The organism is Shigella sp. SIG3 (assembly GCF_053555855.1).
The window spans coordinates 13,070-29,971 of sequence record NZ_JBQZXE010000009.1; the positions used below are offsets into that span (position 1 = coordinate 13,070).

Genomic DNA, 16,902 nt, shown 5'->3' on the forward strand with positions numbered 1-16,902 from the left:
AAAGGATATCACCATGCCTGAAGGCCCGGAGATCCGCCGTGCAGCGGATAACCTGGAGGCGGCGATCAAAGGCAAACCACTAACTGATGTCTGGTTTGCCTTCCCGCAGTTAAAAACTTATCAATCACAACTTATCGGTCAACACGTTACCCATGTGGAAACGCGTGGTAAGGCGTTGTTAACTCATTTTCCCAACGGTTTAACGCTCTACAGCCATAATCAGCTTTACGGCGTCTGGCGCGTGGTTGATACCGGCGAAGAGCCGCAGACCACGCGAGTATTGCGGGTAAAACTGCAAACGGCTGACAAAACCATTCTGCTTTATAGCGCCTCGGATATTGAGATGTTGAGGCCGGAACAACTGACCACGCATCCGTTTTTACAACGCGTTGGTCCCGATGTGCTGGATCCGAATCTGACGCCGGAGGTGGTAAAGGAACGGTTATTGTCGCCGCGCTTTCGTAACCGTCAGTTTGCAGGATTACTGCTCGATCAGGCGTTTCTGGCTGGGCTTGGCAATTATTTGCGGGTGGAGATCCTCTGGCAGGTTGGGTTGACTGGAAATCATAAAGCGAAAGATCTCAATGCGGCGCAACTGGATGCACTCGCACACGCGTTACTGGAGATTCCTCGGTTTTCTTACGCTACGCGGGGGCAGGTGGATGAGAATAAGCATCATGGGGCGCTGTTTCGCTTTAAGGTTTTTCATCGTGATGGCGAACTGTGCGAACGCTGTGGCGGCATCATTGAGAAAACCACGTTGTCCTCGCGCCCGTTTTACTGGTGTCCAGGCTGCCAGCACTAGGCCGACCGCTTCGGCGCATAGGTTGAAATAAACCGCGCAATGGCTGGCCCTGTCAGCAAAATACTGAACAGGCGCAGGGTTTGCATCGCCATAATAAGCGCCATATCGGCATTGCTCCCTGCGGCGATGACCGCCACGGTATCAAGCCCGCCGGGACTGGTGGCGAGGTAGGCAGTCATAAAATCAATATGCATAAACCGGGTCAGTCCCCACGCCATACCTGCACAAATAGCCAGCAGAGCAAAAATCGACAGCAGGATTTGCGGTAGCGGGCGTAGTGCCCGCAGTAAGATTTGTTTATCGAAACCAAGACCAATCCGCCAGCCAATTGCCATATACGCCATCGCCAGCAGCCATTCCGGTAGTTCGATGGTGATGAGCTGACCAGACTGGAGCACTGCGCCCGCCAGCATCGGGATGAGCATCGTGCCGGAAGGAAGACGCAGCATGCATCCCGCCGTACCGGCAACGACTGCGAGCAAAATCGTAAGCAGGAGATTAATGCTCACTGGCGGGAACCAGACGATTTGCTGGTTAACCGCTTCAGCGTTATCACCCAGCATCATGCGGGTGACCAGAACAGCGGCACCCGCGACGAACAGCACTCGCAGATATTGCATAAACGCCACCAGGCGAATATCTGCGCCGTAATCTTGCGCCATAGCGACCATTGCCGCTGCGCCGCCTGGAGAAGAACCCCAGGCACCGGTATTTCCAGGCAGTGAGCTATAGCGCACCAATAACCAACCCACGATGGCGCTGGAAAGCAGCGTCACCAGTAAAATAGCAAGCACGATCGGCCAGTTGGCGGCCAGCGTGGTGAGAATCGAACCAGTGAGGTTTTGCGCAATCATGCAGCCAAGAATGGCCTGCGCGGCGAGAAAAGCGGAGCGGGGAAGTTGCAGAGTAATTCCGCGCATACTGAAGATGATCCCGGCGATCATCGGCCCAAGTAATAGCGCCGCCGGGAGATGTACCGCGAGGAAACCAATAGAAAGGAGAAGTGATAGCACACATAACATTCCCCACTGCAAAACTGGCATCCTTCGCTCCCTCATTATTTTCTCTTTGGTGTATCGATACAGCATAAAGAAAGCCGGGCTAGGAAAAAATAACAGCAATCAAGGAAAAGGGGAAAATCAGCAATTTTCTGAAAGAGATGCCCTTTCCGGCTGCAAAGGGCATCATGGCAAATCAGTTATAGTTAATTTTAAAAAGCACCACTGTATCGAAGGGCCCCAGCCTCGATGGGGGTACCTGCAATGGACGAAAGTTCAGCTGTATAGGTTTTTTCGTAGACCAACATGTCGCTGGTGAAATCGGCGTATTCAGCATATTTATTGAAGGTATAAGGCGAGGCGTTTTCATCCAGCAAACGTAGCTTCAGACCATTACCAATCAACAATGCTTTATCTTCTTCAACCAACGTTTCTTCGGTATAAAAGGAGGAACTGACTTTAAATCCGTCGGTGCATTGGTCATTTTGTGATTTTGTCGTCTTAATACTGAATGTTTTCGACATTGTGTGGCGACGAATATCCAGCAAATTAAATTTACCAAAATCAATCACCTGTGTTTCCGGTGAAATGGAAAAATTGACGCTGCAATCCAGCACGCGAATGTTTTCCAGACCAGTAATATGATATTTCAGGTTTTGGGCAGTAGGGTCTTCGTTAACGCTACCGGCACCGTCAAATTGCACGACGATATAGTCGCTAAGCGTACTTTGATAATCATGCGGCGGCATTTCTCGTATTTTGACGTATAACCGCATGCGAGCGAGAAAGGTACGCGACATGTGAATATTAGCGGGATCACCCGAGCAAATTTTGTTCTGCCATCCCATCGCGATGATCTGCTCAAGGGTATAAATGTCAATGTTCTTACTGTCGATACACTGGTTAGTGTCGATGCGGCTTTTTCCCTGGTTGGCGTCATAATCAACGCCATTGTAAGTTACTCCGAGTTGATAATAACGATCCTGCACCCCCGGGTAGGGGTTTACCCATGCGTAGACATGTTCGCTTTCAAAGTTGCCGTTGGTATTGTTGTCACAATAGACGGGAATTTTAATATCGTCAGATTCCCAGATCTTATCGCCGAGTTTGGCATTGCCTGGTACAGCAAAAGGTTGAATCGCTTCTGATTTTTCTACCGAGCCACCGGATGAACCAAAGTAGCAGTTCAGGGCAAGCGCAGACTTCAACGGCAGAAATAACAGACAGATGACGAGCAACACTCCCTTGCCAGCACTCATTTCTTCGCCTCCACGGCTTGTAAATGGCATTGTCCGCTGCAGTTGAGCGTCGTCATGCGTAACGCGCCGTAATCATCCATATAACCGAGATAAAACTGGCTGCCGCTATAATTTCCGGTGTTTGTGTTGACCGTACTAAAAGGCGCAACCATCACGGTTTTGAAGCCGGGGAGAACGCCTTTTTCATTTCGTCCCAGGTAGGCAATGGTCAGATAATACGCGGTAGGATTTTTCAGTGTCAGTTGGTTGCCCTGCTGGCTGACCTGTAACTGCAGTTCGACCTTTTCTCCTGCTTTCTTGCGTAATGCAGCCGGTCGCCAGAACACCTTGATACGACTCTGAATGGCGACTTGCAGAACGGCATGGTCGCTGTTTTTTTCCGGGGCGGGAGGAATTTCACGCATATTGTAGAAAAATAGCGTTTCGCGATCGCCCGGTAATTTTGTGGTCGAGGCTTGCTTTACTATCCGTACCTGCGTTGTTGCTTTCGGTTCCAGACGTTGTATCGGCGGCAGGGCGACCAGAAGATCATCGCTTTTCTCCCCTTTTTCATTTTCGAGCCAGGAATAAGCGAGGTAGGGGAGTTTATCGCTACGATTATCCACCCGCAGACTGGTAGCTTTATCATTAGCGTTAAACACAATACGAGTGCGATCGGGTTGTAGTGCAGCGTGGCTGCACAGACTGGCAACCAACAACAAAAGGGGTAGTCCTTTCATAAATGTCATTTTCATTTCCTTAATTAATGACAAGGTAAAATCAGGCGATTTGCGGTGTCTTCCATATGTTCAGGAAGATGGAGCGAGCAATGCTGGCTATCACCCCAGACCACGGTAAACTTTTGATTTTCAGCGACTCCGCTTAACCAGGCATGTCCTTCCTCGCCAACCATCCCCACGCTAATGCCGCTGTCATCCTGGCGGATATCCGCTCCGAGGGGAGGAAACTGACCGCTGGCGTTGCGAATGATGACGTTAACGTCTTTACCGGAACGGGAAGCCAGTGATTTGTAACCTATCGCGCCTTCAATCCACGTTTCTTTGATAACGTTTTCTGCAACTGTTACGCCGTCGGGTAAGTCATTCATGTTCACCGCCACGGTGGAAGGCTGGTAACTGGAAATCAACGGCACCACCGCAATGCCAAAATGGTTGGTGTAGTCGAGATTGCCCTGAACCGGAATATCTGCCACGCCATCGGTGCTGACCATCAGGCGTGGTTCATTGGTGGAGCTGCGGCGATGAAACGCTGCACCATATTGGGTTGCGGTGAAAGAACCGCTCCAGCTGCTGCTGACGGAACTGTAATCATTGGCGGCATAGGTACCAGAAATATCCCACTCACCCGCTGAACTCAGGTGCTGATAGTTACCGCTCACCTGGGCTCCATTGTCAGGACGGTCGGATTGCAGTCCGGCAGACATGCCCCAGCTATTACGTTCATCCAGCGTATCGTTCCACGACATGCGGTGTGTGGTGCTGTGGCTACTGTTTTGCATGTCATAGCCAACCTGACCACCGTTACCGAAGGGGAGCGAAATCGACAGGTAAATCTGGTTGTCGCGATCTTTATCTTCGTAATGGGTTGTATTGAATGACGTAGAAATAGAGATATCTCTCCAGTCACCAATATCAACATTAAAACCTGCCGTGATGTTGGCGGTCGTGGAGGCGTCTGCATTCCACCAGGTTTGATGTAGCAGGTTGGCGTAAAGATTGAGGTTTAGTGGGGTAATCGGTTGGCCCACAGATAAGCTGATCGTCTGTTTTTCGTCCTGCGCATCGCTGTCGTTGTATTTGTGATCCAGATAGTTGGCGTAGCTGTGAAAATGACGATCGGAGAAACGATAAGCGGCGAGGGAAATCGTGCTGTTAGTGGCATCCACTTGTTTGCTGTAATTAAAACGGTAGCTTAAGCCCCGCTCGTCCTGCTGAGTATCAAAATGGCTACTGGCCCACGTGACATCAAACGACAGCGCACCAAGCCACAGCATATTTTGCCCAATACCCATTGCGGCAGAATGGTAGTCATCACCAGAAAGCAGCAGGCCGCTGTACAGCGAGGTGTTTGACAGCATCCCCCAGGAAACTTCATTGCTAAAAAAGGTTTCATTTTCAGTTTGATGTGACATGGAGGGCCGTGGCTGACCCGCGGCCAGTTTATAGCGAACCTGTCCCTGACGAGTCAGGAAGGGCGTCGATGCTGCTGAAACCTGGAAATTGTTCACCCGACCATCTTCTTCCGTCACTTTGACATCCAGTGTGCCCTGAACAGACTGATTAAGGTCGTCAATGATAAATGGGCCTGGTGGGACTTTTTTCTGGTAAATGACGCGGCCTGATTGACTGATCGTCACCGTGGCATTGGTCTGTGCAATACCGCTAATTTGTGGGGCGTAGCCGCGTAGTTCCCATGGCAACATTCGATCGTCACTTGCCAGTGCCGCGCCGGTATAAGAAAAACCGTCGAAAATATTGGAACTAAAATCCGTTTCGCCGAGGGTTAATTTTGAACCTAATTGCGGTAACGGGCGAAAAAGATAGGTACGTGATATTTCGCCTGACTGTTCATGGTTATCATCGCTATCAGTATGATTCAACTGATAATCACTGCGTAAGCGCCATGCCCCCGTGTTGATTCCGGCTGTTCCATAGGCGTTAAGATTAGTGCTGCTGCTGCCATCCTGTGGGCGGTAGCTGCTGGCAAACAAGTTGTAATCCATCAGGACACCGGCGACACCTTCTTTCCATGTGGAGGGTGGGGTCCAGTTTTCTGAGTACCACGCCAGCCAGGCTTGCGGAATACTAATATTCAGTTGCTGATTGGCTTGATCGAAATTGAAGAGCATTTCAGGTCGGGAGCTAAAATCGACGCACTGATTTATCAATGGTAATGACTGACGGACTTCAGGTTTTAAGCCAAATTTATCGACCAGTAAATCATTGATGCACGGAATGGTTTTATCGTCATTTTTGTGCCAGTTAATCTTTTGCTCGTTACTGATTTGGTTATTATTTACCGCAACGCTAACAAAATACTCACCGGGAGCAATGACTCCTTTTTCCTTTAATAATGAAATATCAATGCGGTCGCGCATTGATTTATCGAGAACATTCAGATTGAATTCGAGCGCCAATGCGCAAGGCATCGCCACGACCAGGCAGGATACAAAAGAGAGTCGATAAATATTCACGGTGTCCATACCTGATAAATATTTTATGAAAGGCGGCGATAGCGCCGCCAAAGTAATACTTATTTATAATCCAGCACGTAGGTTGCATTCGCCGTAACTGCGCCTGGCGTTACAGGTGTAGCCTGATCAATTTGTTCCATCCAGGCAAAGAAATTCAGCGTTTGTTCGCTGGAGGTCGGAGCCAGGTCGATATCTGGAGTAGCGGTGCCTAAAACGATATTGCTTTGATCTTTATTCATTAAACGTACGCCGACGCAGGTGGCTTCACCCGTGCTGGTGTTGTTGAGAATCGGATCTGCGCCGGTGGTTTTCGCTGAGCTATCAAAGGTGACTGCAACTTTAGAAATCTTGCCACCGGAACCGTTGCTGGAGTTTTCCAGATCACAGTTGACTAAGAGCAGGTCGACAGCAACGGCATCGCTGTGATGTGACTGATTAATGTGGCTGGTGGTCACCTGACCGAGTTCAACCTCTTTATCAATATCATCCTGATGTATTTCACACGGTGCTTCAATAACTTCACCTTTAAAGTGAATTTCACCGGATCCTTCATCAGCCGCATAAACAGGTGCTGTGAACAGCAGAGATACGGCCAGTGCGGCCAATGTTTTTTGTCCTTTAAACATAACTGAGTCCTTTAACAGAAAAGAAAAAAGTATATCGGTGCAAGAATATCTTATTTGATTGTCGAATGTTTTTAGTTTTTCTTAAAAATATTATTAATTTTATTAAATGTAAAAGTAATTAATTGATGGTATGAATTAAATGTTTGATGAATAAAGTATTGGAAATTATAGGGGTGCGCTATATTTGGTGGTTTATTCATGTAACTGAGAGGAAGATAGATGATTAAAAATCATCGATTTGTTTATAATTTATACCGATATATTTTTTTTTAGAATATATGAATGTCCGATAGTGGATTTTATTTTTACAATTTTTTGTGTTTAGGCATATAAAAATTAACCCGCCATTTGAACGGCGGGTTAAAATATTTACAACTTAGCAATCAACCATTAACGCTTGATATCGCTTTTAAAGTCGCGTTTTTCATATCCTGTATACAGCTGACGCGGACGGGCAATCTTCATACCGTAACTGTGCATTTCGCTCCAGTGGGCGATCCAGCCAACGGTACGTGCCATTGCGAAAATGACGGTGAACATGGAAGACGGAATACCCATCGCTTTCAGGATGATACCAGAGTAGAAATCGACGTTCGGGTACAGTTTCTTCTCGATAAAGTACGGGTCGTTCAGCGCGATGTTTTCCAGCTCCATAGCCACTTCCAGCAGGTCATCTTTGGTGCCCAGCTCTTTCAGAACTTCATGGCAGGTTTCACGCATTACGGTGGCGCGCGGGTCGTAATTTTTGTACACGCGGTGACCGAAGCCCATCAGGCGGAAAGAATCATTTTTATCTTTCGCACGACGAACAAATTCCGGAATGTGTTTAACGGAGCTAATTTCTTCCAGCATTTTCAGCGCCGCTTCGTTAGCACCACCGTGCGCAGGTCCCCACAGTGAAGCAATACCTGCTGCGATACAGGCAAACGGGTTCGCACCCGAAGAGCCAGCGGTACGCACGGTGGAGGTAGAGGCGTTCTGTTCATGGTCAGCGTGCAGGATCAGAATACGGTCCATAGCACGTTCCAGAATCGGATTAACTTCATACGGTTCGCACGGCGTGGAGAACATCATATTCAGGAAGTTACCGGCATAGGAGAGATCGTTGCGCGGATAAACAAATGGCTGACCAATGGAATACTTGTAACACATCGCGGCCATGGTCGGCATTTTCGACAGCAGGCGGAACGCGGCAATTTCACGATGACGAGGATTGTTAACATCCAGCGAGTCGTGATAGAACGCCGCCAGCGCGCCGGTAATACCACACATGACTGCCATTGGATGTGAGTCGCGACGGAAAGCGTGGAACAGACGGGTAATCTGCTCGTGGATCATGGTATGACGGGTCACCGTAGTTTTAAATTCGTCATACTGTTCCTGAGTCGGTTTTTCACCATTCAGCAGGATGTAACAAACTTCTAGGTAGTTAGAATCGGTCGCCAGCTGATCGATCGGGAAACCGCGGTGCAGCAAAATACCTTCATCACCATCAATAAAAGTAATTTTAGATTCGCAGGATGCGGTTGAAGTGAAGCCTGGGTCAAAGGTGAACACACCTTTTGAACCGAGAGTACGGATATCAATAACATCTTGACCCAGCGTGCCTTTCAGCACATCCAGTTCAACAGCTGTGTCCCCGTTGAGGGTGAGTTTTGCTTTTGTATCAGCCATTTAAGGTCTCCTTAGCGCCTTATTGCGTAAGACTGCCGGAACTTAAATTTGCCTTCGCACATCAACCTGGCTTTACCCGTTTGTTATTTGGCTCGCCGCTCTGTGAAAGAGGGGAAAACCTGGGTACAGAGCTCTGGGCGCTTGCAGGTAAAGAATCCATTGATGACGAATAAATGGCGAATCAAGTACTTAGCAATCCGAATTATTAAACTTGTCTACCACTAATAACTGTCCCGAATGAATTGGTCAATACTTCCACACTGTTACATAAGTTAATCTTAGGTGAAATACCGACTTCATAACTTTTACGCATTATATGCTTTTCCTGGTAATGTTTGTAACAACTTTGTTGAATGATTGTCAAATTAGATGATTAAAAATTAAATAAATGTTGTTATCGTGACCTGGATCACTGTTCAGGATAAAACCCGACAAACTATATGTAGGTTAATTGTAATGATTTTGTGAACAGCCTATACTGCCGCCAGGTCTCCGGAACACCCTGCAATCCCGAGCCACCCAGCGTTGTAACGTGTCGTTTTCGCATCTGGAAGCAGTGTTTTGCATGACGCGCAGTTATGGAAAGGACGCTGTCTGACCCGCAAGCAGACCGGAGGAAGGAAATCCCGACGTCTCCAGGTAACAGAAAGTTAACCTCTGTGCCCGTAGTCCCCAGGGAATAATAAGAACAGCATGTGGGCGTTATTCATGATAAGAAATGTGAAAAAACAAAGACCTGTTAATCTGGACCTACAGACCATCCGGTTCCCCATCACGGCGATAGCGTCCATTCTCCATCGCGTTTCCGGTGTGATCACCTTTGTTGCAGTGGGCATCCTGCTGTGGCTTCTGGGTACCAGCCTCTCTTCCCCTGAAGGTTTCGAGCAAGCTTCCGCGATTATGGGCAGCTTCTTCGTCAAATTTATCATGTGGGGCATCCTTACCGCTCTGGCGTATCACGTCGTCGTAGGTATTCGCCACATGATGATGGATTTTGGCTATCTGGAAGAAACATTCGAAGCGGGTAAACGCTCCGCCAAAATCTCCTTTGTTATTACTGTCGTGCTTTCACTTCTCGCAGGAGTCCTCGTATGGTAAGCAACGCCTCCGCATTAGGACGCAATGGCGTACATGATTTCATCCTCGTTCGCGCTACCGCTATCGTCCTGACGCTCTACATCATTTATATGGTCGGTTTTTTCGCCACCAGTGGCGAACTGACATATGAAGTCTGGATCGGTTTCTTCGCCTCTGCGTTCACCAAAGTGTTCACCCTGCTGGCGCTGTTTTCTATCTTGATTCATGCCTGGATCGGCATGTGGCAGGTGTTGACCGACTACGTTAAACCGCTGGCCTTGCGCCTGATGCTGCAACTGGTGATTGTCGTTGCACTGGTGGTTTACGTGATTTATGGATTCGTTGTGGTGTGGGGGGTGTGATGAAATTGCCAGTCAGAGAATTTGATGCAGTTGTGATTGGTGCCGGTGGCGCAGGTATGCGCGCGGCGCTGCAAATTTCCCAGAGCGGCCAGACCTGTGCGCTGCTCTCTAAAGTCTTCCCGACCCGTTCCCATACCGTTTCTGCGCAAGGCGGCATTACCGTTGCGCTGGGTAATACCCATGAAGATAACTGGGAATGGCATATGTACGACACCGTAAAAGGGTCGGACTATATCGGTGACCAGGACGCGATTGAATATATGTGTAAAACCGGGCCGGAAGCGATTCTGGAACTCGAACACATGGGCCTGCCGTTCTCGCGTCTCGATGATGGTCGTATCTATCAACGTCCGTTTGGCGGTCAGTCGAAAAACTTCGGCGGCGAGCAGGCGGCACGCACTGCGGCGGCTGCTGACCGTACCGGTCACGCACTGTTGCACACGCTTTATCAGCAGAACCTGAAAAACCACACCACCATTTTCTCCGAGTGGTATGCGCTGGATCTGGTGAAAAACCAGGATGGCGCGGTGGTGGGTTGTACCGCACTGTGCATCGAAACCGGTGAAGTGGTTTATTTCAAAGCCCGCGCTACCGTGCTGGCGACTGGCGGGGCAGGGCGTATTTATCAGTCCACCACTAACGCCCACATTAACACTGGCGACGGTGTCGGCATGGCTATCCGCGCAGGCGTACCGGTGCAGGATATGGAAATGTGGCAATTCCACCCGACCGGCATTGCCGGTGCGGGCGTACTGGTCACCGAAGGTTGCCGTGGTGAAGGCGGTTATCTGCTGAACAAACATGGCGAACGCTTTATGGAGCGTTATGCGCCGAACGCCAAAGACCTGGCGGGCCGTGATGTGGTGGCGCGTTCCATCATGATTGAAATCCGTGAAGGTCGCGGCTGTGATGGTCCGTGGGGGCCACACGCGAAACTGAAACTCGATCACCTGGGTAAAGAAGTTCTCGAATCCCGTCTGCCGGGTATCCTGGAGCTTTCCCGTACCTTCGCTCACGTCGATCCGGTGAAAGAGCCGATTCCGGTTATCCCAACCTGTCACTACATGATGGGCGGTATTCCGACCAAAGTTACCGGTCAGGCGCTGACTGTGAATGAGAAAGGCGAAGATGTGGTTGTTCCGGGACTGTTTGCCGTTGGTGAAATCGCTTGTGTATCGGTACACGGCGCTAACCGTCTGGGCGGCAACTCGCTGCTGGACCTGGTGGTCTTTGGTCGCGCGGCAGGTCTGCATCTGCAAGAGTCTATCGCCGAGCAGGGCGCACTGCGCGATGCCAGCGAGTCTGATGTTGAAGCGTCTCTGGATCGCCTGAACCGGTGGAACAATAATCGTAACGGTGAAGATCCGGTGGCGATCCGTAAAGCGCTGCAAGAATGTATGCAGCATAACTTCTCGGTCTTCCGTGAAGGTGATGCGATGGCGAAAGGGCTTGAGCAGTTGAAAGTGATCCGCGAGCGTCTGAAAAATGCCCGTCTGGATGACACTTCCAGCGAGTTCAACACCCAGCGCGTTGAGTGCCTGGAACTGGATAACCTGATGGAAACGGCGTATGCAACGGCTGTTTCTGCCAACTTCCGTACCGAAAGCCGTGGCGCACATAGCCGCTTCGACTTCCCGGATCGTGATGATGAAAACTGGCTGTGCCACTCCCTGTATCTGCCTGAGTCGGAATCCATGACGCGCCGAAGCGTCAACATGGAACCGAAACTGCGCCCGGCATTCCCGCCGAAGATTCGTACTTACTAATGCGGAGACAGGAAAATGAGACTCGAGTTTTCAATTTATCGCTATAACCCGGATGTTGATGATGCTCCGCGTATGCAGGATTACACCCTGGAAGCGGAAGAAGGTCGCGACATGATGCTGCTGGATGCGCTTATCCAGCTGAAAGAGAAAGATCCCAGCCTGTCGTTCCGCCGCTCCTGCCGTGAAGGTGTGTGCGGTTCCGACGGTCTGAACATGAACGGCAAGAATGGTCTGGCCTGTATTACCCCGATTTCGGCACTCAACCAGCCGGGCAAGAAGATTGTGATTCGCCCGCTGCCAGGTTTACCGGTGATCCGCGATTTGGTGGTAGACATGGGACAATTCTATGCGCAATATGAGAAAATTAAGCCTTACCTGTTGAATAATGGACAAAATCCGCCAGCTCGCGAGCATTTACAGATGCCAGAGCAGCGCGAAAAACTCGACGGGCTGTATGAATGTATTCTCTGCGCATGTTGTTCAACCTCTTGTCCGTCTTTCTGGTGGAATCCCGATAAGTTTATCGGCCCGGCAGGCTTGTTAGCGGCATATCGTTTCCTGATCGATAGCCGTGATACCGAGACTGACAGCCGCCTCGACGGTTTGAGCGATGCATTCAGCGTATTCCGCTGTCACAGCATCATGAACTGCGTCAGTGTATGTCCGAAGGGGCTGAACCCGACGCGCGCCATCGGCCATATCAAGTCGATGTTGTTGCAACGTAATGCGTAAACTGTAGGCCTGATAAGACGCGCAAGCGTTGCATCAGGCAACCAGTGCCGGATGCGGCGTGAACGCCTTATCCGGCCTACAAGTCATTACCCGCAGGCCTGATAAGCGCAGCGCATCAGGCGTAACAAAGAAATGCAGGAAATCTTTAAAAACTGCCCCTGACACTAAGACAGTTTTTAAAGGTTCCTTCGCGAGCCACTACGTAGACAAGAGCTCGCAAGTGAACCCCGGCACGCACATCACTGTGCGTGGTAGTATCCACGGCGAAGTAAGCATAAAAAAGATGCTTAAGGGATCACGATGCAGAACAGCGCTTTGAAAGCCTGGTTGGACTCTTCTTACCTCTCTGGCGCAAACCAGAGCTGGATAGAACAGCTCTATGAAGACTTCTTAACCGATCCTGACTCGGTTGACGCTAACTGGCGTTCGACGTTCCAGCAGTTACCTGGTACGGGAGTCAAACCGGATCAATTCCACTCTCAAACGCGTGAATATTTCCGCCGCCTGGCGAAAGACGCTTCACGTTACTCTTCAACGATCTCCGACCCTGACACCAATGTGAAGCAGGTTAAAGTCCTGCAGCTCATTAACGCATACCGCTTCCGTGGTCACCAGCATGCGAATCTAGATCCGCTGGGACTGTGGCAGCAAGATAAAGTGGCCGATCTGGATCCGTCTTTCCACGATCTGACCGAAGCAGACTTCCAGGAAACCTTCAACGTCGGTTCATTTGCCAGCGGCAAAGAAACCATGAAACTCGGCGAGCTTATTTCCGCCCTCAAGCAAACCTACTGCGGCCCGATTGGTGCCGAGTATATGCACATCACCAGCACCGAAGAAAAACGCTGGATCCAACAGCGTATCGAGTCTGGTCGCGCGACTTTCAATAGCGAAGAGAAAAAACGCTTCTTAAGCGAACTGACCGCCGCTGAAGGCCTTGAGCGTTACCTCGGCGCAAAATTCCCTGGCGCAAAACGCTTCTCGCTGGAAGGCGGTGACGCGTTAATCCCGATGCTTAAAGAGATGATCCGCCACGCTGGCAACAGCGGCACCCGCGAAGTGGTTCTCGGGATGGCGCACCGTGGTCGTCTGAACGTGCTGGTGAACGTGCTGGGTAAAAAACCGCAAGACTTGTTCGACGAGTTCGCCGGTAAACATAAAGAACACCTCGGCACAGGCGACGTGAAATACCACATGGGCTTCTCGTCTGACTTCCAGACCGATGGCGGCCTGGTGCACCTGGCGCTGGCGTTTAACCCGTCTCACCTTGAGATTGTAAGCCCGGTCGTTATCGGCTCTGTTCGTGCCCGTCTGGACAGACTTGATGAGCCGAGCAGCAACAAAGTGCTGCCAATCACCATCCACGGTGACGCCGCAGTGACCGGGCAGGGCGTGGTTCAGGAAACTCTGAACATGTCGAAAGCGCGTGGTTATGAAGTTGGCGGTACGGTACGTATCGTTATCAACAACCAGGTTGGTTTCACCACCTCTAACCCGCTGGATGCCCGTTCTACACCGTACTGTACTGATATCGGTAAGATGGTTCAGGCACCGATTTTCCACGTTAACGCGGATGATCCGGAAGCCGTTGCCTTTGTGACCCGTCTGGCGCTCGATTTCCGTAACACCTTTAAACGTGATGTCTTCATCGACCTGGTATGCTACCGCCGTCACGGCCACAACGAAGCCGACGAGCCGAGCGCAACCCAGCCACTGATGTATCAGAAAATCAAAAAACATCCGACACCGCGCAAAATCTACGCTGACAAGCTGGAGCAGGAAAAAGTGGCGACGCTGGAAGATGCCACCGAGATGGTTAACCTGTACCGCGATGCGCTGGATGCTGGCGATTGCGTAGTGGCAGAGTGGCGTCCGATGAACATGCACTCTTTCACCTGGTCGCCGTACCTCAACCACGAATGGGACGAAGAGTACCCGAACAAAGTTGAGATGAAGCGCCTGCAGGAACTGGCTAAACGTATCAGTACGGTACCAGAAGCAGTTGAAATGCAGTCTCGCGTTGCCAAGATTTATGGCGATCGCCAGGCGATGGCAGCCGGTGAGAAACTGTTCGACTGGGGCGGTGCGGAAAACCTCGCTTACGCCACGCTGGTTGATGAAGGCATTCCGGTTCGCCTGTCGGGTGAAGACTCCGGTCGCGGTACCTTCTTCCACCGCCACGCGGTGATCCACAACCAGTCTAACGGTTCCACTTACACGCCGCTGCAACACATCCATAACGGTCAGGGCGCGTTCCGTGTCTGGGACTCCGTACTGTCAGAAGAAGCCGTGCTGGCGTTTGAATATGGTTATGCCACCGCAGAACCACGCACCCTGACCATCTGGGAAGCGCAGTTCGGTGACTTCGCCAACGGTGCGCAGGTGGTTATCGACCAGTTCATCTCCTCTGGCGAGCAGAAATGGGGCCGGATGTGTGGTCTGGTGATGTTGCTGCCGCACGGTTACGAAGGGCAGGGGCCGGAGCACTCCTCCGCGCGTCTGGAACGTTATCTGCAACTTTGTGCTGAGCAAAACATGCAGGTTTGCGTACCGTCTACCCCGGCACAGGTTTACCACATGCTGCGTCGTCAGGCGCTGCGCGGGATGCGTCGTCCGCTGGTCGTGATGTCGCCGAAATCCCTGCTGCGTCATCCGCTGGCGGTTTCCAGCCTCGAAGAACTGGCGAACGGCACCTTCCTGCCAGCCATCGGTGAAATCGACGAACTTGATCCGAAGGGCGTGAAGCGCGTAGTGATGTGTTCTGGTAAGGTTTATTACGACCTGCTGGAACAGCGTCGTAAGAACAATCAACACGATGTCGCCATTGTGCGTATCGAGCAACTCTACCCGTTCCCGCATAAAGCGATGCAGGAAGTGTTGCAGCAGTTTGCTCACGTCAAGGATTTTGTCTGGTGCCAGGAAGAGCCGCTCAACCAGGGCGCATGGTACTGCAGCCAGCATCATTTCCGTGAAGTGATTCCGTTTGGGGCTTCTCTGCGTTATGCAGGCCGCCCGGCCTCCGCCTCTCCGGCGGTAGGGTATATGTCCGTTCACCAGAAACAGCAACAAGATCTGGTTAATGACGCGCTGAACGTCGAATAAATAAAGGATACACAATGAGTAGCGTAGATATTCTGGTCCCTGACCTGCCTGAATCCGTAGCCGATGCCACCGTCGCAACCTGGCATAAAAAACCCGGCGACGCAGTCGTACGTGATGAAGTGCTGGTAGAAATCGAAACTGACAAAGTGGTACTGGAAGTACCGGCATCAGCAGACGGCATTCTGGATGCGGTTCTGGAAGATGAAGGTACAACGGTAACGTCTCGTCAGATCCTTGGTCGCCTGCGTGAAGGCAACAGCGCCGGTAAAGAAACCAGCGCCAAATCTGAAGAGAAAGCGTCCACTCCGGCGCAACGCCAGCAGGCGTCTCTGGAAGAGCAAAACAACGATGCGTTAAGCCCGGCGATCCGTCGCCTGCTGGCTGAACACAATCTCGACGCCAGCGCCATTAAAGGCACCGGTGTGGGTGGTCGTCTGACTCGTGAAGATGTGGAAAAACATCTGGCGAAAGCCCCGGCGAAAGAGTCTGCTCCGGCAGCGGCTGCTCCGGCGGCGCAACCGGCTCTGGCTGCACGTAGTGAAAAACGTGTCCCGATGACTCGCCTGCGTAAGCGTGTGGCAGAGCGTCTGCTGGAAGCGAAAAACTCCACCGCCATGCTGACCACGTTCAACGAAGTCAACATGAAGCCGATTATGGATCTGCGTAAGCAGTACGGTGAAGCGTTTGAAAAACGCCACGGCATCCGTCTGGGCTTTATGTCCTTCTACGTGAAAGCGGTGGTTGAAGCCCTGAAACGTTACCCGGAAGTGAACGCGTCTATCGACGGCGATGACGTGGTTTACCACAACTATTTCGACGTCAGCATGGCGGTTTCTACGCCGCGCGGCCTGGTGACGCCGGTTCTGCGTGATGTCGATACCCTCGGCATGGCAGACATCGAGAAGAAAATCAAAGAGCTGGCAGTCAAAGGCCGTGATGGCAAGCTGACGGTTGAAGATCTGACCGGTGGTAACTTCACCATCACCAACGGTGGTGTGTTCGGTTCCCTGATGTCTACGCCGATCATCAACCCGCCGCAGAGCGCAATTCTGGGTATGCACGCTATCAAAGATCGTCCGATGGCGGTGAATGGTCAGGTTGAGATCCTGCCGATGATGTACCTGGCGCTGTCCTACGATCACCGTCTGATCGATGGTCGCGAATCCGTGGGCTTCCTGGTAACGATCAAAGAGTTGCTGGAAGAGCCGACGCGTCTGCTGCTGGACGTGTAGTAGTTTAAGCTTCACCTGCACTGTAGACCGACGTGGATAGGGTGTCGGTCTACGGTTTAAAAGATAACGATTACTG

Annotated in this window: 13 protein-coding genes and 1 pseudogene; 7 read left to right on the forward strand and 7 right to left on the reverse strand. The window is 51.1% G+C overall.

Annotated elements, in window-relative coordinates; genetic code table 11:
* Positions 1 to 13: 13 nt before the first annotated feature.
* Positions 14 to 805, forward strand: a complete 792-nt coding sequence (gene nei, locus ACUU1I_RS03590) for an endonuclease VIII (protein WP_001114016.1) — start codon at positions 14 to 16, stop codon at positions 803 to 805.
* Here the strand turns inward: nei and ACUU1I_RS03595 are convergent.
* The 7 genes and pseudogenes from ACUU1I_RS03595 to ACUU1I_RS03625 form a co-directional block, all read right to left on the reverse strand.
* Complete coding sequence (locus tag ACUU1I_RS03595) at positions 802 to 1,848, reverse strand: AbrB family transcriptional regulator (protein ID WP_001297246.1); 1,047 nt, start codon at positions 1,846 to 1,848, stop codon at positions 802 to 804. The two genes, nei and ACUU1I_RS03595, sit on opposite strands and share 4 nt — an antisense overlap.
* Positions 1,849 to 1,999: 151 nt before the next feature.
* Positions 2,000 to 3,062: pseudogene (locus ACUU1I_RS03600) on the reverse strand (fimbrial protein).
* Positions 3,059 to 3,790, reverse strand: a complete 732-nt coding sequence (locus ACUU1I_RS03605; RefSeq protein ID WP_000143529.1) for a fimbrial biogenesis chaperone — start codon at positions 3,788 to 3,790, stop codon at positions 3,059 to 3,061. The pseudogene ACUU1I_RS03600 and the gene ACUU1I_RS03605 overlap by 4 nt, the downstream one beginning before the upstream one ends.
* 14 nt (positions 3,791 to 3,804) lie before the next feature.
* On the reverse strand, positions 3,805 to 6,264 hold the full coding sequence (locus ACUU1I_RS03610) for a fimbria/pilus outer membrane usher protein (RefSeq protein ID WP_167701209.1): 2,460 nt from the start codon (positions 6,262 to 6,264) through the stop codon (positions 3,805 to 3,807).
* Between the two features lie 50 nt (positions 6,265 to 6,314).
* The gene (locus ACUU1I_RS03615; protein ID WP_000472416.1) at positions 6,315 to 6,881 is read right to left on the reverse strand and encodes a fimbrial protein; all 567 of its coding nucleotides are present in this window, start codon (positions 6,879 to 6,881) and stop codon (positions 6,315 to 6,317) included.
* Positions 6,882 to 7,271: 390 nt separating this feature from the next.
* Entirely contained in the window at positions 7,272 to 8,555 is a 1,284-nt protein-coding gene (gene gltA, locus ACUU1I_RS03620) for a citrate synthase (RefSeq protein ID WP_000785836.1), read from the reverse strand.
* Between the two features lie 205 nt (positions 8,556 to 8,760).
* Positions 8,761 to 8,868, reverse strand: a complete 108-nt coding sequence (locus ACUU1I_RS03625; RefSeq protein WP_001305582.1) for a hypothetical protein — start codon at positions 8,866 to 8,868, stop codon at positions 8,761 to 8,763.
* A gap of 380 nt (positions 8,869 to 9,248) precedes the next feature.
* Here ACUU1I_RS03625 and sdhC point away from each other — a divergent pair, with 380 nt between their 5' ends.
* The 6 genes from sdhC (at position 9,249) to odhB (ending at position 16,826) form a co-directional block, all read left to right on the forward strand.
* A complete protein-coding gene (sdhC, locus tag ACUU1I_RS03630) occupies positions 9,249 to 9,653 on the forward strand; it encodes a succinate dehydrogenase cytochrome b556 subunit (protein WP_000263347.1) in 405 nt (134 codons plus the stop codon).
* Entirely contained in the window at positions 9,647 to 9,994 is a 348-nt protein-coding gene (sdhD, locus tag ACUU1I_RS03635) for a succinate dehydrogenase membrane anchor subunit (RefSeq protein WP_000254365.1), read from the forward strand. Before sdhC ends, sdhD begins: the two co-directional genes overlap by 7 nt.
* The gene (gene sdhA / locus ACUU1I_RS03640) at positions 9,994 to 11,760 is read left to right on the forward strand and encodes a succinate dehydrogenase flavoprotein subunit (protein WP_000775540.1); all 1,767 of its coding nucleotides are present in this window, start codon (positions 9,994 to 9,996) and stop codon (positions 11,758 to 11,760) included. The genes sdhD and sdhA overlap by 1 nt, the downstream gene beginning before the upstream one ends.
* 15 nt (positions 11,761 to 11,775) lie before the next feature.
* Positions 11,776 to 12,492, forward strand: coding sequence for a succinate dehydrogenase iron-sulfur subunit SdhB (gene sdhB / locus ACUU1I_RS03645; RefSeq protein ID WP_001235263.1), 717 nt, complete (start codon positions 11,776 to 11,778; stop codon positions 12,490 to 12,492).
* Positions 12,493 to 12,792: 300 nt separating this feature from the next.
* Positions 12,793 to 15,594: a 2-oxoglutarate dehydrogenase E1 component gene (gene sucA, locus ACUU1I_RS03650; RefSeq protein WP_001181462.1), complete on the forward strand. Its 2,802-nt coding sequence runs from the start codon at positions 12,793 to 12,795 to the stop codon at positions 15,592 to 15,594.
* A gap of 14 nt (positions 15,595 to 15,608) precedes the next feature.
* The gene (gene odhB, locus ACUU1I_RS03655; RefSeq protein WP_000099824.1) at positions 15,609 to 16,826 is read left to right on the forward strand and encodes a 2-oxoglutarate dehydrogenase complex dihydrolipoyllysine-residue succinyltransferase; all 1,218 of its coding nucleotides are present in this window, start codon (positions 15,609 to 15,611) and stop codon (positions 16,824 to 16,826) included.
* Positions 16,827 to 16,902: the final 76 nt, after the last annotated feature.